The organism is uncultured Alistipes sp., assembly GCF_949296715.1.
In the GTDB taxonomy this organism is placed as follows: domain Bacteria; phylum Bacteroidota; class Bacteroidia; order Bacteroidales; family Rikenellaceae; genus Alistipes.
In genome coordinates this window covers 1-20,620 of record NZ_CASFQD010000044.1, presented here as the reverse complement: position 1 = coordinate 20,620, position 20,620 = coordinate 1, and the positions used below count along the sequence as shown (strand labels likewise).

The 20,620-nt window shown below is 65.5% G+C and carries 16 protein-coding genes; 11 read left to right on the top strand and 5 right to left on the bottom strand.

What is annotated here, in order from left to right:
* The 7 genes from Q1Y33_RS06710 to Q1Y33_RS06680 form a co-directional block, all read left to right on the top strand.
* A partial coding sequence (locus Q1Y33_RS06710) for a ComEC/Rec2 family competence protein (protein ID WP_300798973.1) occupies positions 1 to 1,284 on the top strand: 1,284 nt, incomplete at its 5' end.
* Between the two features lie 32 nt (positions 1,285 to 1,316).
* Complete coding sequence (locus Q1Y33_RS06705) at positions 1,317 to 2,480, top strand: methyltransferase domain-containing protein (protein WP_300798972.1); 1,164 nt, start codon at positions 1,317 to 1,319, stop codon at positions 2,478 to 2,480.
* Between the two features lie 28 nt (positions 2,481 to 2,508).
* Positions 2,509 to 3,813 (top strand): YhjD/YihY/BrkB family envelope integrity protein, encoded by a 1,305-nt coding sequence (locus Q1Y33_RS06700; protein WP_300798971.1) that lies wholly within the window; start codon positions 2,509 to 2,511, stop codon positions 3,811 to 3,813.
* Positions 3,814 to 3,923: 110 nt separating this feature from the next.
* Entirely contained in the window at positions 3,924 to 4,700 is a 777-nt protein-coding gene (locus Q1Y33_RS06695) for a Rossmann-like and DUF2520 domain-containing protein (protein WP_300798970.1), read from the top strand.
* A complete protein-coding gene (locus Q1Y33_RS06690; protein ID WP_300798969.1) occupies positions 4,676 to 5,221 on the top strand; it encodes an HAD hydrolase-like protein in 546 nt (181 codons plus the stop codon). The genes Q1Y33_RS06695 and Q1Y33_RS06690 overlap by 25 nt, the downstream gene beginning before the upstream one ends.
* A gap of 38 nt (positions 5,222 to 5,259) precedes the next feature.
* A complete protein-coding gene (locus Q1Y33_RS06685) occupies positions 5,260 to 8,379 on the top strand; it encodes a glycoside hydrolase family 2 TIM barrel-domain containing protein (RefSeq protein ID WP_300798968.1) in 3,120 nt (1,039 codons plus the stop codon).
* Between the two features lie 116 nt (positions 8,380 to 8,495).
* Complete coding sequence (locus Q1Y33_RS06680) at positions 8,496 to 11,333, top strand: outer membrane beta-barrel protein (RefSeq protein WP_300798967.1); 2,838 nt, start codon at positions 8,496 to 8,498, stop codon at positions 11,331 to 11,333.
* Positions 11,334 to 11,401: 68 nt separating this feature from the next.
* Here the strand turns inward: Q1Y33_RS06680 and Q1Y33_RS06675 are convergent, their stop codons facing one another.
* Both Q1Y33_RS06675 and kbl read right to left on the bottom strand, forming a co-directional pair.
* Positions 11,402 to 11,875 carry an Lrp/AsnC ligand binding domain-containing protein gene (locus Q1Y33_RS06675; RefSeq protein ID WP_300798966.1) on the bottom strand — a complete coding sequence of 158 codons (474 nt, stop codon included), beginning with the start codon at positions 11,873 to 11,875 and terminating at the stop codon, positions 11,402 to 11,404.
* Between the two features lie 10 nt (positions 11,876 to 11,885).
* Positions 11,886 to 13,073: a glycine C-acetyltransferase gene (kbl, locus tag Q1Y33_RS06670; RefSeq protein WP_300798965.1), complete on the bottom strand. Its 1,188-nt coding sequence runs from the start codon at positions 13,071 to 13,073 to the stop codon at positions 11,886 to 11,888.
* A gap of 255 nt (positions 13,074 to 13,328) precedes the next feature.
* Between kbl and galE the strand changes: the two genes are divergently transcribed.
* Both galE and Q1Y33_RS06660 read left to right on the top strand, forming a co-directional pair.
* Positions 13,329 to 14,360 carry a UDP-glucose 4-epimerase GalE gene (gene galE, locus Q1Y33_RS06665; RefSeq protein ID WP_300798964.1) on the top strand — a complete coding sequence of 344 codons (1,032 nt, stop codon included), beginning with the start codon at positions 13,329 to 13,331 and terminating at the stop codon, positions 14,358 to 14,360.
* Between the two features lie 329 nt (positions 14,361 to 14,689).
* Positions 14,690 to 16,408 (top strand): hypothetical protein, encoded by a 1,719-nt coding sequence (locus Q1Y33_RS06660; protein WP_300798963.1) that lies wholly within the window; start codon positions 14,690 to 14,692, stop codon positions 16,406 to 16,408.
* Between the two features lie 97 nt (positions 16,409 to 16,505).
* Here the strand turns inward: Q1Y33_RS06660 and Q1Y33_RS06655 are convergent, their stop codons facing one another.
* The 3 genes from Q1Y33_RS06655 to Q1Y33_RS06645 are packed head-to-tail and all read right to left on the bottom strand — an operon-like array spanning position 16,506 to position 18,899.
* Positions 16,506 to 18,002 (bottom strand): DUF2807 domain-containing protein, encoded by a 1,497-nt coding sequence (locus tag Q1Y33_RS06655; protein WP_300798962.1) that lies wholly within the window; start codon positions 18,000 to 18,002, stop codon positions 16,506 to 16,508.
* A 13-nt stretch (positions 18,003 to 18,015) separates the two neighbouring features.
* Positions 18,016 to 18,375: a hypothetical protein gene (locus Q1Y33_RS06650; RefSeq protein WP_300798961.1), complete on the bottom strand. Its 360-nt coding sequence runs from the start codon at positions 18,373 to 18,375 to the stop codon at positions 18,016 to 18,018.
* On the bottom strand, positions 18,372 to 18,899 hold the full coding sequence (locus Q1Y33_RS06645; protein ID WP_300798960.1) for an RNA polymerase sigma factor: 528 nt from the start codon (positions 18,897 to 18,899) through the stop codon (positions 18,372 to 18,374). The genes Q1Y33_RS06650 and Q1Y33_RS06645 overlap by 4 nt, the downstream gene beginning before the upstream one ends.
* A gap of 239 nt (positions 18,900 to 19,138) precedes the next feature.
* On the opposite strand from Q1Y33_RS06645, the gene Q1Y33_RS06640 reads away from it, so the two are divergent.
* The gene (locus Q1Y33_RS06640) at positions 19,139 to 19,711 is read left to right on the top strand and encodes a 50S ribosomal protein L25 (RefSeq protein ID WP_300798959.1); all 573 of its coding nucleotides are present in this window, start codon (positions 19,139 to 19,141) and stop codon (positions 19,709 to 19,711) included.
* A 12-nt stretch (positions 19,712 to 19,723) separates the two neighbouring features.
* Positions 19,724 to 20,287, top strand: a complete 564-nt coding sequence (pth, locus tag Q1Y33_RS06635; protein ID WP_300798958.1) for an aminoacyl-tRNA hydrolase — start codon at positions 19,724 to 19,726, stop codon at positions 20,285 to 20,287.
* Positions 20,288 to 20,620 lie beyond the last annotated feature (333 nt).

Sequence of the window (20,620 nt, the reverse complement as noted above, 5' to 3'; positions counted from 1 at the left end):
GGGCTGGCCGCGGCGCAGCTCCGCGCGGGCGAGGCGGCCGTGCCGCTCGACGTCGCCACCGGCTGGGAAATCCGCATCGACGACATCCCCGCGGACCGGGGCCGCTACTTCGCCGCCAACGGCACGATCACGGCCTGGCGCGACCCGACCGACGGCCGGTGGTATGCCGCGGCGGACCGGGTGATGGTGCGCACCGACTCGCTCACGCCGCCCGAAGCGGGCGAGCAGCTCCTCTGCCGCGGGGTGGTGCGGCCCCTGCGCGGCGGATCGGAGAGCTACCGCCGCCTGATGCGCCGCCGGGGCTTCGTCGGGAGCATCTACCTCTCCGGGGCGCAGCTCCTCGACCGGGAGGCGGGCCCGGGCAACCGGCTCCACATCGGGGCCGTGCGGCGGCTCGGAAGGCTCAACATGGAGCCGGAGGCCGGGGCCGTCGTGCGGGCCATGACGGCCGGGGACCGCAGCGGCATCACCCCCGAGCTGCGCACGGTCTACTCGCGCAGCGGATTCTCGCACCTGCTGGCCGTCTCGGGTCTCCACACGGGCATCGTCTTCCTGCTCGTCAACCTCGCCACGGCGTGGATGCCCCTGCTGCGGCGCGGCCACCTGCTCCGCAACCTCATCGCCGCGGCCGCCGTCTGGCTCTTCGTTGCGGCGGCGGGATTTCCGCCGAGTGCCGTGCGGGCCGCCGTGATGTGCACACTCCTGCAGTTCGCCCTCGCCTCCGCCTCGGAGTATGCCGGCATGAACGCCCTCGCCGCGGCGGCCTTCGGCATGCTGCTGTGGAACCCCGCCTGGCTCGGCGACATCAGCTTCCGCCTCTCGTTTCTCGCCGTCGGGGCGATCCTCGCGTGGGGCGTGCCCCTCTGCCGGCGGCTGCGGACCCGGTGGCGGGCACTCAACACCGTCATCGACGCCTACATCATCGGCCTTGTGGCCACGGCGGCAACGGCACCCCTCGTCTCGCACACCTTCGGCATCCTTTCGCTGGCGGGGCTGCTGCTCAACCCCGCGGCCATCCTGCTCGCCACGGTCGTCGTACTGGGCGGCACGCTCTGGATGCTGCTGCCCGTCGGGGTGCTGGCCCCGCTCTTCACCGCGGTGCTCGGCACGGCGGCCGGCGGGGTCAACGCCCTGGCGCGGCTGACCGCAGCCCTGCCGGGCGGCGTCGTGGAATACGCGCTCGGCGGCGGCGCCACGGCCGCCGTCTACCTCTTTTTTGCCGCAGCAACCCTTGCGGCATGGAGTATGGATGCGAAAAAAAGCGTACATTTGCCCGACCGTTGACCCCGACGGTCCCCGATGGAAAACCGACAGCCATGCAGCCGCGCGAAACCCTGACAGCCGAAGAGCTTGCCCTGCTCCTCACCGAGCCGGTGCAGCGGGCCATTGCCGCCGCCCGGGGCCGTGACCCGCTGGAGGTGGCGCTCGACCGCCGCATCCCCCATGCGCGGCTCGTCGCCACGCAGGTCAAGTACCTCGCCCGCGCGGAGCGGAAGCTCCCGAGCTATGCCGCGGCGCAGTGCATGCTCCCGCCGCTGGCCTTCGAGCAGGCTTCGAGCGAGGCCTGCGCGGCACACAAGGCGATCGCGGGCGATGCGGTGCTCGACCTTACGTGCGGACTGGGCGTCGACACGCTCTTCCTGAGCCGCCGCTTCCGCCGCGTCGTCGCCCTCGAGCGCGATCCGGTGCTGGCCGACGTGGCGCGCGAGAACTTCCGCCGCCTCGGCGTCGGGAATGTCGAGGTCGTCACCGCCGCGGCCGAGGAGTACCTCGCCCGCGAGGGACTGCACTTCGACTGGGTCTATGCCGACCCCGACCGGCGGGCCGCCGACGGACGCAAGCTCCTGCGGATTGAGGAGTGCTCGCCCGATGTCCTCGCCCTGCGCCCCCGCATCCGTGCGGCGGCCGCACGGCTCTGCCTGAAGAACTCGCCGCTGTTCGACGTCGACGAGGCGCTGCGGCTCTTTTCGGACGCCCGCGTCGAGGTGGTCTCGCTCGCTGACGAGTGCAAGGAGGTCATCATCTGCGACGACGGCAGCGGCCCGCTCGTAACGGCCACGGCCCTCGGCCGGGGGAGCTTCGCGGCCCGCCCGGGCACGAAGCCGCCCGCCGTGCCGGCACGCTTCGATGCGGAGCGCTACCGGTGGCTCGTCGTGCCGGACGTCGCCCTGCAGAAGGCCCGGCTGGCCCGGCTGCATCTGGCCGGGCGGGCCGACATGTGGAGCGAAAACGGATTCGCCTTTGCCGCGGAGGAGCCGCACGGCGTGCTCGGCCGGGTGCTCTCCATCGAAAGGATCGAGCCCTACGACCCGCGGCGGCTCAAACGCGAGCTGAAGGGGTGCGGTGCGGAGGTGCTCAAGCGCGACTTCCCGCTCCCGGCCGAGGAGCTGATGCGGCGGCTGGGGCTGCACGCCGGAGGCGGCCTGCGGCTGGCCTTTACGAAAAGCGGCGGCGATTTTTGGACAATCCGCCTCAAATGACTATATTTGCGTTGCCCATCAACGACTTATGAAACTACGCGACATAGCGACCTATTTCACCGACACGATCTTCCGGCGCGAACTCACCGACTGGAAGAATCCCGTCGTGAGGTGGTTCGTCCAGCAGTACAGACTGTTGTTCTACACGGCCCGCGGCCTGATGGAGCACGGGACCAACGTCCGCAGCGCGGCGCTCACCTTCTACACGCTCATGTCGCTGGTGCCCATCGTCGCGGTGATCTTCGCCATCATGAAGGGCTTTGGCCTGGCCGACGGCCTGACCGAGAACCTCTACGCCCTCTTCCCGCAGAGTCCCGAGACGATCGACTACCTCATCTCCTTCGCCGAAAAGGCCCTCGCCCGCACGCAGGGCGGCGTCGTGGCCGCCGTGGCGCTGGTGATGCTCTTCTGGGCGGTGATCCGCGTCTTCGCGTCGATCGAAAGTGCCTTCAACAACATCTGGGAGGTGAAGGTCGAGCGCAGCATCACGCGCCAGTATACCGACTACATCGCCGTGGTGATGATCGTGCCGATCCTCTGGATCGTCGCCAACGCCATCGGGAACTATGCCGGCGAGCTGCTCGGCGAGCACGACGGATGGGGGTTCGCCCTCCTTACGCGGCTCTTCTCGATGGCCGTGATCTGGGTGATGTTCACCTTCCTCTACATGATCATCCCCAACGCCAAGGTGCGCCTGCGCAGCGCCCTGATGGCGGGCATCATCGCCGGGACGATCTTCCTCTGCTTCCAGTGGGGCTACATCTACCTCCAGCGCTGGATGACCTCCTACAACGCCATCTACGGCAGCTTCGCGGCCCTGCCGCTGCTGCTCATCTGGCTGCAGACCTCGTGGCAGATCCTGCTCTTCGGCGGCGAGCTCTCGTTCGCCTACCAGAATATCGCCCGCTTCGCCGAGGAGCGCGAATCGCTGCTCATCAGCTACGACCAGCGCCGCAAGGTGATGCTCGCCGTGATGCTCACCGTCGTCCGGCGCTTCCGCGAGCAGGGCGGCGCCACACCGGCCGAGGTCATCCGCCAGCGGCTCGACCTGCCGACGCGCATCGTCAACGACGTGCTCTACCAGCTCGTGCAGTCGGGGCAGCTGATCGCCGTGCGCAGCGGCGACGGGGAGCGCGAAGTGGCCTACACGCCGGCACACGAAATATCGACCCTGACCGTCTACGGCGTGCTGAAGGCCGTGGAGCAATGGGGGCAGACCGGACTGGACTTCTCCCAGACGCCCGACCTGGCGCGCGTGGACCGCGATCTGGAAAAACTCAAGCAGGAGATCGTCCGCTCGCCGGACAACGTGCGGATTGTGGACCTGCTCTGAATTTCCGAAAGACGGGCCGCACGGCGGGGTCGCGAAGCCGGGACCCGCACCGCCGGCCCGGCAAATGACCGGGGACCGCACGGTCCCCACGACAAGACCAAACCGACAGCATGAAACGCGTCGTCATCATCGGCAGCGGCAACCTCGCGGAGGCGCTGGCCCGCGCCGTGGCAGAGAGCGAGCTGGAGCTCGTACAGATTTACGCCCGCAATGCGGAGCGCGCACGCACCGTCGCCACACTCGCCGCGACGCGCTGGACCACGCAGCCGGCCGAACTGGCCGATGCCGACATCTACCTCGTCGCCGTGAGCGACCGCGCCGTCACCGAGGTGGCGGCCGCGCTGCCCCTGCCCGCACACGCCTGCGTCGCCCACACGGCCGGCAGCGTGCCGCTCGACGTGCTGTCCGGCAGCTGCGCCCACCGCGCCGTCTTCTATCCGATGCAGACCTTCACGAAGGGACGCCGCGTCGACTTCTCGCAGATTCCGATCTTCCTGGAGTGCGACGACGAGACCTTCTATCCCGAACTGGAGGCCTTTGCACGGCAGCTTTCGCAGACGGTCATCCGGGCCGACTCGGCACGCCGCGCGAAAATCCACCTCGCGGCGGTCTTCGCCTGCAACTTCGCCAACCACATGTACGCCCTCGGCGAGCAGGTCGCCCGCAGCGCCGGGCTCGACTTCGGGGTGCTGAAGCCCCTCGTGCGCGAAACCGCCGAGAAGGCTCTCGACGCCGCCTCGCCCGCCGACGTGCAGACCGGGCCCGCCGTGCGCCACGACCTCACGACGCAGGAGCGCCACCTGCAACTGCTCGGCGACGACCCGCAACTCAAGGAAATCTACTCAACGATAAGCCAACACATATGGGAAACTTCAAGGAAGAGATAGCGCACTGCGAAGCGTTCATCTTCGACGTCGACGGCGTCATGACCGACGGGGGCATCATCCCCACACCCGACGGCGACTTCATCCGCCGCTACAATGCCAAGGACGGCTACGCACTCGCCTATGCCGTCAAGCTCGGATACCGGGTCTGCATCATCACCGGAGGCCGGGGCCACATGCTGGAGCACCGTCTCCGCATGCTGGGCATCAAGCACTTCTTCACGGACTGCATGGACAAGATCACGACCATGCGCCGCTACCTGGCCGAGGAGGGCATCGACCCGGCACACGCCATCTACATGGGTGACGACATCCCCGACCTGGAGTGCATGCGCGCCGTGGGCATTCCGGTCTGCCCGGCCGATGCCGTGTCGGAGGTCATCGAGGCGTCGCGCTACGTCTCGGAGTTCCGCGGCGGCGAGGGCGCCGTGCGCGACATCATCGAACAGGTGCTGCGCGCCCGCGGCGACTGGGCCCGCGACTCGATGGGCGTAACCCCCTCGTCGCTGGTCGCCTCACGCTGACCCCTCACTCCTCCCCCAAACCCAAACCGACCCGAAACATGAAAAAGACACTGCTGACCCTGCTGCTCGGCAGCCTTGCCGCCGGGCTCTCCGCACAGAGTTTCACCGAATGGCAGGACCCCGAGGTCAATGCCGTAAACCGCCTGCCGATGCGGGCCACCTGCTTCGCCTACGAATCCGCCGATGCGGCGGCCGCAGGCGACAAGAGCGTCTCGGAGCGCTTCCTCACGCTCGACGGCGAGTGGCGCTTCTGCTGGGTGCGCCACGCCGACGAGCGCCCGACGGAGTTCTTCCGCACGGATTTCAACGACGGTGCCTGGGGCACGATGCCCGTGCCCGGAATGTGGGAGCTGAACGGATACGGCGACCCGCAGTACCTCAACATCGGCTATCCGTGGCGCGAACAGTTCGAGAACGACCCGCCGCACGTCCCCGTGCGTGAGAATCACGTGGGATCATACCGCCGCTGGATCGACATCCCGGCCGACTGGTCGGGGAGCGAGATCGTCGCGCACTTCGGCTCCGTGACCTCGAACCTCTACCTGTGGGTCAACGGCCGCTTCGTCGGCTACAGCGAAGACTCGAAGCTCGAGGCCGAGTTCGACGTCACGCGCTACGTCCGCCCGGGCCGCAACCTCTTCGCCATGCAGGTTTTCCGCTGGTCGGACGGCACCTACCTCGAGGATCAGGACTTCTTCCGTCTGGCGGGCATTGCGCGGGAGAGCTACCTCTACGCCCGTGACCGGCGCCACGTGGCCGACATCCGGCTCGACGCCTCCCTCTCGGAGAACTACACGCGCGGCACGCTCGGCGTCGGGCTCACCTTCCCGGCAGCGGCCCGCGGCTGCACGGCCGAGGTCGCCCTCACGGCGCCCGACGGTGCACCCGTCGCAAGCGGCGCGGTGAAGGTCACGGGACGGACGGCCCACCTTGCGCTCGATGCCGGGAAGGTCCGGCCATGGTCGGCCGAGACCCCCGTGCTCTACGGCGTGACGGTGACGCTGCGCGACGCCTCCGGGCGCACGCTCGAGGTCATCCCGCTCCGCACGGGCTTCCGTGAGGTGAAGATCGAGAACGGCCAGCTGCTCGTCAACGGGCAGCCGATCCTCATCAAGGGGGCGAACCGTCACGAGATGGACCCCGACGGCGGTTACGTCGTCTCGCGCGAACGCATGCTGCAGGACATCCGCCTCTTCAAGGAAAACAACTTCAACGCCGTGCGCACGTGCCACTACCCGGACGATCCCTACTGGTACGAGCTCTGCGACCGCTACGGGCTCTACATGGTCGCCGAGGCCAACATCGAGTCGCACGGCATGGGCTACGACGAGCGGACCCTCGCGCGCGATCCCCGCTATGCGAAAGCGCACCTCGAGCGCAACATGCGCAACGTGCAGCGCAACGTCAACCACCCGGCCGTCATCATCTGGTCGCTGGGCAACGAGGCGGGCGACGGCCCCAACTTCGACGCCTGCTTCGACTGGATCAAGGCCTGGGACCCCTCGCGCGTCATCCAGTACGAGCGGGCCGACGACACGCCCGGCAACCGCAATACGGAGATTTTCTGCCCGATGTACTGGAGCTACGACCTGTGCCGGAAATACCTCGCGACGAACCCCTCGCGGCCGCTCATCCAGTGCGAATACGCCCACGCGATGGGCAACTCGCTCGGCGGCTTCGGCCTCTACTGGCAGCTCATCCGCAGCGAACCCCGCTACCAGGGCGGCTTCATCTGGGACTTCGTCGACCAGTCGCTGCGCAAGCAGGGGCGCAACGGCGTGACGGTCTACGGCTACGGCGGCGACTGGAACCCCTACGACGCCTCGGACCAGAACTTCTGCGACAACGGCCTCGTCTCGCCCGACCGCGTGCCGAACCCCCACATGCACGAGGCGCGCTACTGGCAGCAGCCGCTGTGGAGCGCGTTCGAGGGGGAGAACAACACGCTGTCGGTTTTCAATGAAAACTTCTTCCGCGCGATCGACAACTGCTACCTGCGCTGGAGCGTGCTGTGCGACGGCGAGGCGGTGCAGAGCGGCCTCGTCACCGACCTATGCGTCGCCCCGCAGCGCGACACGACCCTCCGGCTCCCGATCCGCCGCGAGGCGCTGCCCGCCGCGGGCGAACTGCTGCTCAACGTCGAATACCGCCTGCGGGATGCCGAGCCGCTGCTCGCACCCGACCACCGCATCGCCTACCAGCAGTTCACGCTGCGCGCCGCGGCATCGGCCGACCTCACGGTTGCCGAACGCCGGGCCGACCGCCACAACTCGCTCGGCCGGATCACGGTGCGCGACAACGACCGCAACTACCTCATCGTCGAGAGCCCCCTCGTGCGGATCGACTTCCGCCGCACGGACGGCCTGATGACCCGCTACGAGGTGTGCGGCACGCGGCTGCTGGACGAAGGGGCCGTGCTGGAGCCCAACTTCTGGCGCGCCCCCACCGACAACGACTTCGGCGCAGGGCTGCAGCGCAAGAACCGCGTCTGGGACGACCCGGGGCTGCGGCTCACCGCGCTCGAGCACGCGACGGAGCAGGGCGTGGCCACCGTCACGGCCAGCTATGCGCTGGAGCGCACGGGCGGCACGCTGACGCTCGAATACCGCATCGATAACGCCGGCGAGATCGCCGTGCGCGAGGCGCTGGAGGCCGACGACGACCGCAGCGGCGTGCCCGACCTGATGCGCTTCGGCATGCGCCTGCGCATGCCCGCGGCCTTCGACCGCATCGACTACTACGGGCGCGGCCCGTGGGAGAACTATGCCGACCGCAAGGACGGCGCCCTGCTGGGCCGCTACCGGCAGACGGTCGAAGAGCAGTTCTACCCCTACATCCGCCCGCAGGAGACCGGCACGAAGACGGACGTGCGACGCTGGCGGCAGCACGATATCGCGGGCCGCGGCGTGGAGATCACGGCCGCCGCGCCCTTCTCGGCCTCGGCGCTGCACTATGCGCAGGAGGCGCTCGACGAGGGGCTCTCGAAACGGCAGGGACACTCGCCCGAGGTCGAGGCAGACGACGCCGTCTGGCTCACGATCGACAAGGCACAGTACGGACTGGGCGGCATCGACTCGTGGGGACAGATCACCGAACCGGAATACCGCCTGCCCTACGGCGACTACGAATTCCGCTTCCTCATCCGGCCCGTGCGCTGAAGCGTTCCGAAACGGCGAAACCCCACAACCGGCCCGAAGGCGAACCCGGCTGCCGGGCCGGAAAAAAGAGATGTGACGATTGGATATGACCGGGCCCGAGACCCGGACGAGCGAGCATGAAACGGTATCTTTGGCTGCTTGCCCTTCTTGTCGGCTTGGGGAGCGCGCACGCACAGAGCGGCACGCTCCGCATGCGGCTTGTCGACCGCACCGAACAGGAACCGGTCGCGGGGGCCGTCGTCGAGCTGCGGTCGCAGGCCGACACGACGCGCAGACCCCTCTACACCGCCTCGGGCGGTGACGGCGAAGCCCGCCTGCAACAGGTTCCGGCCGGCGAATGGCAGCTGCGCGTCACCTCGCTCGGATACGAACCCCTCGTCCGCGCCGTCCGCACGTCGGGCGGCAGCGACGAGCTCGGAACACTCGAGCTGACGCCCGGCGCCGAGGTGATCGAGGATGTCGTGCTCGAGGTCCCGGCCCTGCGCTCCTCGATCCGGGGCGACACGTTGAGCTACCGCGCCTCGGCCTTCAAGGTGGCGTTCGGCGCCGACGCCGGGGCGCTCATCGGCAAGATGCCGGGGCTGGAGATCGCCGACGGCGTCATCGAGGCCCAGGGCCGCACCGTGCAGCGGGTCTTCGTCGACGGGCGTGAGTTCTTCGGCAGCGACGTGATGTCGGCCATCCGCAACATCCCGGCCGACATGGTCGAGAGCATCGACGTCTTCAATTCGCAGGGCGACCAGTCGGAGTTCACGGGCGTGGACATCGGCGACGGCTACACGGCCATCAACATCGTGACGCAGCCCGACAAGCGGCGCGGCGCCTTCGGGCGGCTCTTCGCCGGATACGGCCTCACGGACAAGTACATCGGCGGCGGCAACGTCAACATCTTCAACCAGTCGCGGCGCCTTTCGATCATCGCGCTGGCAAACAACGTCAACCTCCAGAACTTCTCCTTCGAGGACATCCTCGGCGCCACGGACCAGGGGCAGGCCAAGGCCCGGACCGGCAGCGACAACTTCATGGTGCGGCCGCTCGACGGCATCTCGACCGTGCAGGCCGTGGGCGTCAACTACAGCGACGAGTGGGGCAAGCGGGCCAAGATCACGACCAGCTACTTCTTCAACCGCGCCGACAACCGCAACGAAAGCCTCACCGACCGCCAGACCTTCACCTCGTCGGAGAAACTCGTGCTCTACGACGCCCGCGCCGAAAGCCGCACCGAGAACACCAACCACCGCTTCAACTCGCGCTTCGACTACCGCTTCAACGACCGCCACTCGCTGATGATGCGCACGGCGTTCAGCATCCAGGACTACCTCCAGAACAGCGAGACCTTCAGCCGCACGGACAACCGTTTCTCGGAGGAGGATATCCGCTTCGTCAACCGCCGCCGCAGCTTCGCACACAACGACCGCTTCGGCTACACGGTCTCGAACAACCTGATCTACCGCTACCGCCTGCCGGGGAAGCTGCAGCGCAACCTGACCTTCGGCGTCGGGGGCCGCTACAGCGGCGGCGAGCAGTACAACCTGCCGCGGCAGTACACCTTCCGCGACGAGGCCGACATCGAGGCCGACACGGCCGACTGCGACGCGCGCAACATCTCGCGCACGTGGCGCGAACAGCCCGGATACACGGTCAACGGCAACGTCACCTACACGCAGGCATTGAGCCGCCGCTCGCGCATGAGCGCCGAGTACCGCGTCACCTACGCCGCCAACAGCGTCGATCGCCGCACGGTGCTCTTCGACGAGGCGGCGGGCGCCTTCGCCGAGACGCCCGACCCGCGGCAGTCGACCGACTACGAGTACGACTTCCTGACGCAGCGCGCGGGGCTCTCCTACCAGTACCTTTTCCGCAAGACGAAGGTCGCGGCGTCGCTCTACTACCAGCATGTCGACTTCGGCGGCGACTACCGCCTGCCCGAGGAGGCCCGCACCGAGGCCTCCTACGACAACCTCACCTACAACCTCATCGGCAACATCCACTTCAACGCCGGGAACCTGCTCAAAATCAACGCCACGTCGCAGACGCGCAACCCCCGCGCCACGGACCTCCAGAGCATCGTCAACACGACGAACCGCCAGAACGTCTTTGCCGGAAACCCCGCGCTGCGGCCCGTCTACACGCACGACCTCACGGCGCAGTACATCCGCACGAACGCCGAAAAGGGGCGGACCTTCACCGTGACGGTGCGCTTCACCGCCTCGCCCAACACGATTGCCGACTCGCTCGTCATCGACACGCCCGACTTCGTGATCGACGACGACGGAACCCGCCTCGGCGCCGGCAACCAGTTCGTGCGCCCGGTCAACCTCGCGGGCTATTGGAACCTGCGCACGGCACTCAACTACGGCTTCCCGGTCCGTTTCCTGCACAGCAACCTCAACCTGCGGACGGGCGTCACGACGGGACGCATCCCGAGCATCATCAACGGCACGCGCAACCTGCTGCACGGCAACTCCTACGACGCGGGGCTGACGCTCGGCAGCAACATCTCCGAGAGCGTCGACTTCAAGATCGCCTACACGGGCTACTACAACATCAGCCGCAACTCGTCGAAGGTCCGCACCGTGGACAACGACTACGTGAACCACTACCTGACGGCCAATCTGAACCTTGTGCTGCGGCAGCGGTTCCTCCTGCGCGCCAGCGCCGACTACACCTGCTACCGCGGCATTACGGACCCCTTCCGCGAGGAGCGGCTGACGTGCAACCTCCAGGCCGGGTGCAGGCTCTTCCGGCAGCGGCTGGGCGAGGTGACCGTCGGCGTCAACGACCTCTTCGACCAGAGCGGCACATCGTTCCGCCGGACCGTCACGGGCACCTATATCCGCAACGTCACCAACCTCGGTCTGGGGCGCTGTTTCCTCGTGCAGTTCACCTACAACCTGCGGCTCTTCCCGCGGCAGCGGGCCGCCGTGACGCGCCTGCTCGAGGAGGGCGAATAACGGCAGCAGGGACAAAAAAAGGGCGGCAGCACGAAGCTGTCGCCCTTTTCCGTATCGGAGCGCCGGAGCTACTCCTCGATGAAGTCGATGTTCACCTGCCGCTGGAAGACCTCCTGCAGCGAGATGTTGGTCTCGGTGGCCGAGACGCCCGGAATACGCAGGATGCCGTCGAAAATCGTCCGCATGAGGTGTTCGTTGTCCACGCAGTAGAGCTTCACGAGGATGTTCCCCGCGCCGGTGATGAAGTGGCACTCGACAATCTCGGGAATCTCCTTGAGGTGCTCGACCGTCTGGTTGAGCAGCTGCGGGTCCTTGAGCGTGATGTTGATGTGGGCGCAGACGTCGAAACCCATCATCTTGGGATTGACGATCAGCCGGCTGCCGAGGATCACGCCCGCCTCGTCGAGCTTGCGTATCCGCTGGTGTATGGCGGCACCCGAAATGCCGCACTCGCGTGCAATCTCCAGGAAGGGCATGCGCGCGTTCTTGATGAGGTATTTGAGGATCTTGCGATCGATCGCATCCAGTGAGGTCTTGGGCATGGCGACGGATTTATTTGATAACGTTCAACTCCTTGCCGACCTTCTTGAAAGCGGCGATGCAGCGGTCGAGCTGCTCGACGGTATGTCCGGCCGAAACCTGCACGCGGATGCGCGCCTGTCCCTTCGGCACGACGGGGTAGTAGAATCCCGTGACGAAAACACCCTCGTCCTGCAGCCTGGCAGCGAAGTCCTGCGACAGTTTGGCGTCGTAGAGCATCACGGCGCAGATGGCCGACTGCGTGGGCTTGATGTCGAAGCCGGCGGCCATCATGCCCGAACGGAAGTGCTCGACGTTGGCCACAAGCCGGTCGTGCAGCTCGTTGCTCTCGGCGAGCATGCGGAACATCTCGATCCCGGCCCCCACGACGGCGGGCGGCAGCGAGTTCGAGAAGAGGTAGGGGCGCGAACGCTGGCGCAGCATGTCGATGATCTCCTTGCGGCCCGTCGTGAAGCCGCCCACGGCGCCGCCGAAGGCCTTGCCGAGCGTACCCGTCAGGATGTCGACCTGCCCGCGCAGGTTGTAGAGTTCGGTGATGCCGCGGCCCGTCTTGCCGAGCACGCCGGCCGAGTGGCACTCGTCGACCATCACCAGCGCGTCGTACTTCTCGGCCAGGGCGCAGATCCTGTCGAGCGGTGCGGCATTGCCGTCCATCGAGAAGACGCCGTCGGTGCAGATGATGCGGAAGCGCTGCGCCTGGGCCTTCTTGAGACACTCTTCGAGTTCGTCCATGTCGGCATTGGCATAGCGGTAGCGCACGGCCTTGCACAGGCGCACGCCGTCGATGATCGAGGCGTGGTTCAGCGCGTCGGAGATGATGGCGTCCTGCTCGCCGAAGAGCGGCTCAAAGACACCGCCGTTGGCATCGAAGCAGGCGGCGTAGAGGATCGTATCCTCGGTGCCGAAGTAGTCGGCAATAGCCTTTTCGAGCTGCTTGTGGATATCCTGGCAGCCGCAGATGAAGCGCACGGACGACATGCCGTAGCCGCGGGCGTCCATGGCCCGTTTCGCCGCCTCGACAAGGCGCGGATTGTCCGAAAGGCCCAGATAGTTGTTGGCACAGAAGTTCAGCACCTTCCGACCTGCAACCTCGATTTCGGCACGCTGGGGGGATTCGATAATCCGTTCGTGCTTGTAAAGCCCTGCAGCCTCGATTTCGGCGAGTTCATGCTGCAAATACTCCTTGATTTTTCCGTACATATCGCGTTAAGGTTTTCAATGAATTTCGCGTGGTGGATGTCGATTTGTTACAAATATACGATTAATTTCCGAAAAACCGAAATTTCACCGTTGTTTTTTCGCGTCGTCGCTTACGATCCGTCACCGCAGGCGCCGCAAACGTATCCGAGGACATCGCACGCATTTTTTCCACGAAATGCTCGGTGGAACTGTTTTTTTATATAACTTTGTATATAAGTAAGTTTTATCGAACAAATCCCCAATATTTACGAACCCATGAAAAAAGAGTGTGTATTAGTCAGCGGCGGCGCCGGATATATCGGCTCGCATACCGCCGTGGAGCTCATCAACGCCGGTTACGACGTGGTGATCGCCGACAACTTCTCGAACAGCGACATCCACGCCGTCGAGGGCGTGCGCAAGATCACGGGCGTCGACGTGCCGTGCGTCGAGGTGGACTGCTGCGACCTGGAGGCTTTCCGCACGAAGGTCTTCGAAAAGTACGAATTCAACTCGGTGATCCACTTCGCGGCCTCGAAGGCCGTGGGCGAGTCGGTCGAGCAGCCCCTCAAGTACTACCGCAACAACCTCACGTCGTTCATGAACGTCATCACCCTGATGCGCGACTTCAAGCGGCCGAACATCGTCTTCTCGTCGTCGTGCACCGTCTACGGCGAGCCCGACAAGCAGCCCGTCACGGAGCAGACGCCCCGCAAGCCGGCCGAGTCGCCCTACGGCAACACGAAGACGATGTGCGAGGACATCCTGCGCGACTCGCTCAAGGCCTACAAGGGGCTCAAGGGCATTGCGCTGCGCTATTTCAACCCCATCGGCGCCCATCCGTCGGCGCTGATCGGCGAGCTGCCGCGCGGCGTGCCGCAGAACCTCGTGCCCTACATCACGCAGACGGCCGCCGGACTGCGCGAGTGCCTCTCGGTTTTCGGTGACGACTATCCGACGCCCGACGGATCGTGCATCCGCGACTACATCGACGTCGTCGACCTGGCCCGGGCCCACGTCACGGCCATCCGCCGCATGATCGAGAACCGCAACAAGGAGTCCTACGAAATCTTCAACGTCGGCACGGGCCGCGGGGTCTCGGTGCTGGAGCTGGTCCGCAAGTTCCAGGAGGTCAACCACGTGAAGCTCAACTACAAGATCGCACCGCGCCGCGCAGGCGACATCATCGCCATCTGGGCCGATCCCACGCGCGCGAACAACGAGCTGGGCTGGAAGGCCGAGCGGACGCTCGACGAGACGCTCGTCTCAGCGTGGAACTGGGAGAAGCACCTGCGCGGCATCGAATAGCCGCCGCTTCGGAGAGCAAACGGGCGGGCCTTCGCAAAGGCCCGCCCGTTTTGTCGCAGGCAGCTGACGGAGCCCTGCCGTTTTGTTCCGGAATACGCCATTTGTTTTCCGAACATCCGTTTTGCGGCTTTTCTTCGAGGCCCCGTCTGACACTTTGTCAACTCACTGACTGTCAACATAAAATCGGATCATACACATTCGTCTGCACGCTGATGCTCAACACCTTGCAATCCGCGGGGGAGAGACGTGTACCGCCGCCGCTTCGGAACCGTAATCGGAAGATTGCGGTTTTTTTCATATATTGGCACACACTACCAATACCTCTTCTTATGGAAAAACCGTTCTACAAAATCCTCATCGCCGCAGCGCTCCTGCTGTCGGCAACCCTCTTCTCCTGCAAGAAGGACAGCGCGGACGAAGCTGCAAAGGAACCTTCGGTAGCGATTGAAGTCACGCACATCGGCAGCGACAACGCCCTCTTCACGATCACCGTGAAGGATGCCTCCGCGGCATACTTCCTGACGCTGGAGTCCGACATGACCGAGCCGACCGACGAGATGCTGACCGGCATCGGCACGCCGCTCGCCAAGGGCGAGAACCGGGACCTTGCGGCCGACGGGCTCACGGCGTCGACCTCCTACACCGTCTATGCCCTTGCCGTCGGTGCCGACGGCCGGACCGCACGCGCACAGTCGGAATTTACCACGATCAGCGGCACGGAGGAGGGCGTGCTGAAGGCCACCACGGCCATGGGCATCTATTACGGCTGCAAGTTCAGCAAGGACGCCGCGAACTACTACTTCATGCTCACCGACTGCCCGTTCCAGCACGGCATGGCCCAGGGTGCGGGCACGATGGTCTACTTCGACTGCTACGGCCCCGTCTCCGACAAGCCGCAGCAGGCAGTGATTCCCACGGGCAAGTACCTCTTCGAGAACAGCGTGACGCACGATCAGTTCCGCATCAGCAGCGAATCGACCGTGCTGCTCGCGGTAGGCAATGACGGCAATATCACCGAAAACATCTACTTCAAGGAGGGTGAACTCAACGTCACCTCCGACGCCGGCGGCACGACAATCGAGGGCGTATTCGTCACCGCAGCGGGCCAGGAGTTCCGCATCGCCTACACGGGTCAGATTCCGATGACCAACCAGTCGGGCGTCTACGGCGAGGACATCACCGTGGAGACGACCTATGCCTATTCCGACATGACCTACTACGGCGACGCCTACGGGGCCGGCTTCAGCGAATACTATTTCCGGCTCGGCGACATGACGCCCGACGACGAGGGCAATCCCCTCGGCTCGGGCTACGTGCTGGATTTCGGCCTGTGGGGAGCCACCTCGGCGGATGCGGACAACGCCGTCCTGCCCGAGGGAACCTACACCTTCAGCAGCGATATCGCCCTCAACACGATCGCTGCGGACAAGAGCTGTGGACACTACACGCTTCCCGACGGCTCGGCCCGCTACCGCATCGACTACAAGGAGGGTACGGCCACGGTGAAACATACGGCCGACGGCTACGAGATCAGCGGACATTTCGTCCTCGAGGACGGCTACCGGCTCAACTTCTCCTACAAGGGAGCGCTGACCTTCAAGAACATGGCCCCGGCCGTCTCGGAGGACATCAACGAGGTCTTCGCCACGGGCGAGGGCAGCTACTACGGCGACCTTTACGGCTACGGCACGGCGAACTACACGCTGACCTTCACGAGCGGCGACGCAAAGACCGTGCTGACGATCGACATGAACGACGTGCTCGACGAGTCGCACGATCCCGTCATCAGCGAAGGAACCTATGTCTTCGACGAGAGCTACAGCGCCGCCGCCGGCACCTTCTACGACGGATACATCGACACGTGGGGTCCCGCGGGCACCTTCTGCACGCTGAATGCCGGTACGGACAACGAAGAGTACCTGCTCATCAACGGCGGCACCTTCACCGTCTCGCACACGGAGTCGGGCTACGGCTTCACGTTCGACTTCACGTCGCAGGGCGGCACAAAGGTTCAAGGCAGCTACGAGGGGGCTTTCCCGATCAACTGACGACCCGCGACCTCCGGCATCGGCCGGACAACACGAAACCGGGCGGAGCTTTCATTGAGCTCCGCCCGGTTTTTTCATGCGCCGACCCGTCGCGGCGTCAGCGGCGCCGGATGTTGTCGGAGAGGGTCTCCAGCCGTCCGGGACCGTCGTAGAGGACGCGCGCCGACGTGGAGGCCTCGACCTTGAGCAGCTCCGAACACCACACATCGGCCTTCGAGTAGCTCGACGCCCGGATGTCGTAGCGCTTCACGCGCAGATCGGGGGCCAGGAATTCTCCCTGCGACGAGAGCTGCACGGTCACATCCTCCACGGCGGCCGAGCCCGTCAGGGCGAGCTTGCCATAGCTGCCCACCGTCGCCTCGCACCGCCGGCCGGCAAAGGCGCCGCGGAGCGATCCGCTGCTGTAGACCGAAACCTTCAGGTCCTCGGCCCGGATCGAACCGGCAGCCTGCGCATAGCTCGACACGCCGAGCGAGGCCGTATCGGCCGTCACCGCGCCCGAGTACTTGCCGCCGCTGCTGACCGCGAGGTTCGCCTGCGCGGCACGGATGTCGCCGTCGAAAGAGCCATAGCTGCCCACCGAGACATCGGCCATTCCGGCGCACGTCAGCGCCCCCTTCAGCACGCCGTAGCTGGCGACGGAGAGCTGCGCACCGGCACACTCGACCGTCCCCTCGTAACGGCCGTAGCTCGACACCTGGAGCCGCGTCCGCCCCGAATCGATCAGATCGGCTTTCACCTCGCCGTAGGCCGACATCGAGATGTTGAAATCCGCTCCGCGAAGCGGCAGGCGGCTCTCGACACCGGCATAGGAGCCCACGTGGATCTCCCGCAGTGAGGCCGACGCGGGAACCACCACCGAGATGGAGAGGTTCTCGATCCGGCGGGTCCGGCTCGAGTTCGGCGACAGGCTGAATGCCAGGCATCCGCCTCGGCGCTCCAGCCTCAGGAAGTCGATCACGTTGTCGTCGGCCGTCACCGTGATGGTCCGGGCCGAGGGGCTGATGACGACCTTGAAGAAGGCGCCGGTCTCGATGGCCGTGTAGTCGCCCGCCTCGCCCCAGTCCTGCGTGACGCGCCGCCCGCTGCCCGAGAGTACGCGCGGTATCTGCCGGCTGCTCACGCCCGCCGCGCGCTTGATGTTCGTGCCGATCTGCCCCTCGGTGTTGTAGAGCAGGCGTATCTGCTCGGCCGTAAGCACCTCGGCGAAGCGGTCCACGTAGTCGCGCTTGACCTGCGCCACGGCGGCGATGTTGGCCAGTCGCTCCTTGAGGGCCGCGCGCTGCGCCGCCTCGCCCGAGATCACCGGATCGGGGACGCTCCTCACGGCGCGGTCGAGCGCCTCGCGGTAGGCCTTGTAGATGGGGTCGAATGCCTTGACCTGTTTGGCCGAGAGATCCAGCTCGCGGATCACCTCCTCGCGGGCGGCGGCGTTCAGTTCCTCGAGCGACTGGCTCTCCAGCGCGGCGGACTCGATGGCATCGATGGCGGCCCGGACTTCGGCGACGGCCCGCCGCATCTCCCGGTCACCGGGTGCAGCCCCGGCACTGAGCGCCAGGCCGAGGGCACAGATCAGAATGAAAAAGCGTTTCATGGTATCGGATGGTTTAGAGTTGCTGGTTGTAGAAGATGTCGTCGTAATTCTCCGCCGCGGCCCGCTGCAGCGTCTCGGCCGAAGCCGTCGAGAGGAGGACCTCGATGCCGGGCTCCGCAGCGACAGGCTGCCGCAGGCGGTGGGCCGTGACGACCGCAGCCAGAAGAACCGCGGCCGCAGCCACCCCGAGGCTTACGCGGAGCAGCACACGGCGCACGGGACCGTCGGACGGCGCTGCGGAGAGGGCGGAGGGGCTCTCCGCCGCGGCGCGTGCGGCGATCCGCTCGCGGATGCGGTCGTGCAGCGCCTCGAAACGCTCCTCGGAGAGCGCGTAAGGCAGGCGCCGGTCGTTGCTTTCAATCATGGGGTTCATAATTCCTCCTTGAGTTTTCGTTTGAGTTTCTCCACCGCGTGGTGGTAATTTACGCGCAGCGTCTGCTCGCGCTGCCCGAGAATCCGGGCAATCTCGCCGTAGGAGAGCCCGTCGTAGTAGCGGAGGTTGAAGACCAGCCGCTGCCGGAGCGGCAGGGCCAGCACCTCCTGCTGGAAGCGGACAAGCATCCGGTCGGCCTCCTCCGCGGCATTTTCGGCCACGCGGCCGGCCAGCTGGCGGCTCACGTCGTCGAGCGAGGTGAAGAGCCCGCGGCGCCGGCGCCGCAGCAGCGAGAGCGCCGTGTTGGTGGCGATGCGGTAGAGCCACGCCCGCAGCTCGGCCCCGTCGCCGCGGAAACCCTCCAGGCCGTCCCAGGCCCGCACGAAGCTCTCCTGCACGACATCCTCGGCATCCTCGTGCACGACGACCAGCCGCCGCACGTGCCAGTAGAGCGGGCGCAGGAAGTGCCCGACCACCCGGTCGAAGGCTTCGCGCCGGGTCGCCGCATCGCGCAACCGGGCCACGGTCGTCTCGGATATTTGACACTTTTCCTGCATGGTTCCGCACATAAGACGCCGCAAGGGGGCAAAAGTTAAATCCGAAGATAAAAAATTTTTCTCCGCCGGCCGATTTTCGCGCCGGGATTTTCCAATCCGGAAAATTTGGCTTATCTTTGCGCTCCCAAAGCAGGCGGAATTGGGATGCGGCCCGCGAGACCGTGTTGAGAACCGCCGAAGGTAACACATTAAAACTTTACAACAAGATGAAAACCATTCCCGTAAAGGCCATCAAGCGCGACGCGTTCGGCAAGAAGGCCGCCAAGGCAATCCGCCGCGAGGGTCTGACGCCCTGCGTACTGTGCGGCAACGGCGAGACGGTCGCCTTCACGGTCGACCCCCGCGAGGTGAAGCCCCTGATCTACACCCCCAGCTCGTACATCGTCGAGTTCGACTTCGACGGCAAGAAGGAGCTGGCCGTACTGCGCGAGGCACAGTTCCACCCCGTGCGTGAGGAGATCCTCCACCTGGACTTCTACCGCATCGCAGCCGGCAAGCCCGTATCGATCGCCATTCCGGTGCGCCTGACCGGCAACGCCGAGGGTGTGAAGGTCGGCGGCAAGCTGACGCTGTCGGCCCGCAAGCTCACCGTGAGCGCCCTGGTCGAGAACCTGCCCGACGAGATCGTCGTGGACGTAACGAACCTGGGCGTCGGCAAGACGATCTTCGTAGGCGACCTGCAGTTCGAGAACCTGAAGTTCGTGACGCCGGCCACGGCAGCCGTCTGCGCCGTGCGCGTAACCCGTGCATCGCGCGGTGCCGAAGCCGCAGCGAAATAGTAACGGCCGCGTATGAAATACCTCATTGTTGGGCTCGGGAACATCGGCGCCGAGTACGCCGGAACCCGCCACAACATCGGTTTCAAAGTGTTGGACGCCCTCGCAGAGGCGTCCAACGCTGTTTTTACCACGGCCCGCTACGGCGATGTGGCCGAGGTGAAGCACAAGGGGCGCACGCTGCTGCTGCTCAAGCCCTCGACCTACATGAACCTCTCGGGCAAGGCCGTGCGCTACTGGCTCGATGCCGAGAAGATCGACACGGAGAACCTGCTTGTCGTCTCGGACGACATCGCGCTGCCGTTCGGCACGCTGCGCCTGCGCCCGAAGGGGAGTGCCGGGGGCCACAACGGGCTGAAGAACATCGCCGAGCTGCTCGGCACCGAGGAGTTCGCCCGCATGCGCTTCGGCATCGGCGGCGACTTCCCGCGCGGCCACCAGGTGGACTACGTGCTCGGGGAGTGGACCGACGAGGAGCGGCAGGCGATGCCCGAGCGGCTGAAGGTCTTTGTCGACGCCATCCGCTCGTTCGTCACGCAGGGATGCGCCCTGACGATGAACTTCTACAACAAGAAGTAGCCGCCCGCAACAGGGCCCGCAAAAAACAGCCCCGGGGTTCCGACGGAACCCCGGGGCTGTTCCTTTCCGACCGGGCGGATCGTTTTCCCCGTCAAGCCCGGCATCCGGCGGGAACAGGGCAAAAACGCCCGAAATTCCGCCTCTCCCGGGCGGAGCGGAGAGTTGTCCGCCGCGGCGCCGCAACAAAAAAACAGGTAATGATGCCAAAATTGGTTGGTATTATATTAGAACAAATGACCAGAATCGTATGATTCTGGTCATTTGTTTTTCATAATAATTCCATCATTGCTATTCAGAAAAAGATACCACTTTACGAAGTCCTTAAAATGTTGT

Coding starts and splice junctions, on each gene's coding strand:
- Q1Y33_RS06705 (WP_300798972.1), top strand. CDS start 1,317: ATGCAGCCGCGCGAAACCCTGACAGCCGAAGAGCTTGCCCTGCTCCTC.
- Q1Y33_RS06700 (WP_300798971.1), top strand. CDS start 2,509: ATGAAACTACGCGACATAGCGACCTATTTCACCGACACGATCTTCCGG.
- Q1Y33_RS06695 (WP_300798970.1), top strand. CDS start 3,924: ATGAAACGCGTCGTCATCATCGGCAGCGGCAACCTCGCGGAGGCGCTG.
- Q1Y33_RS06690 (WP_300798969.1), top strand. CDS start 4,676: ATGGGAAACTTCAAGGAAGAGATAGCGCACTGCGAAGCGTTCATCTTC.
- Q1Y33_RS06685 (WP_300798968.1), top strand. CDS start 5,260: ATGAAAAAGACACTGCTGACCCTGCTGCTCGGCAGCCTTGCCGCCGGG.
- Q1Y33_RS06680 (WP_300798967.1), top strand. CDS start 8,496: ATGAAACGGTATCTTTGGCTGCTTGCCCTTCTTGTCGGCTTGGGGAGC.
- Q1Y33_RS06675 (WP_300798966.1), bottom strand. CDS start 11,875: ATGCCCAAGACCTCACTGGATGCGATCGATCGCAAGATCCTCAAATAC.
- kbl (WP_300798965.1), bottom strand. CDS start 13,073: ATGTACGGAAAAATCAAGGAGTATTTGCAGCATGAACTCGCCGAAATC.
- galE (WP_300798964.1), top strand. CDS start 13,329: ATGAAAAAAGAGTGTGTATTAGTCAGCGGCGGCGCCGGATATATCGGC.
- Q1Y33_RS06660 (WP_300798963.1), top strand. CDS start 14,690: ATGGAAAAACCGTTCTACAAAATCCTCATCGCCGCAGCGCTCCTGCTG.
- Q1Y33_RS06655 (WP_300798962.1), bottom strand. CDS start 18,002: ATGAAACGCTTTTTCATTCTGATCTGTGCCCTCGGCCTGGCGCTCAGT.
- Q1Y33_RS06650 (WP_300798961.1), bottom strand. CDS start 18,375: ATGAACCCCATGATTGAAAGCAACGACCGGCGCCTGCCTTACGCGCTC.
- Q1Y33_RS06640 (WP_300798959.1), top strand. CDS start 19,139: ATGAAAACCATTCCCGTAAAGGCCATCAAGCGCGACGCGTTCGGCAAG.
- pth (WP_300798958.1), top strand. CDS start 19,724: ATGAAATACCTCATTGTTGGGCTCGGGAACATCGGCGCCGAGTACGCC.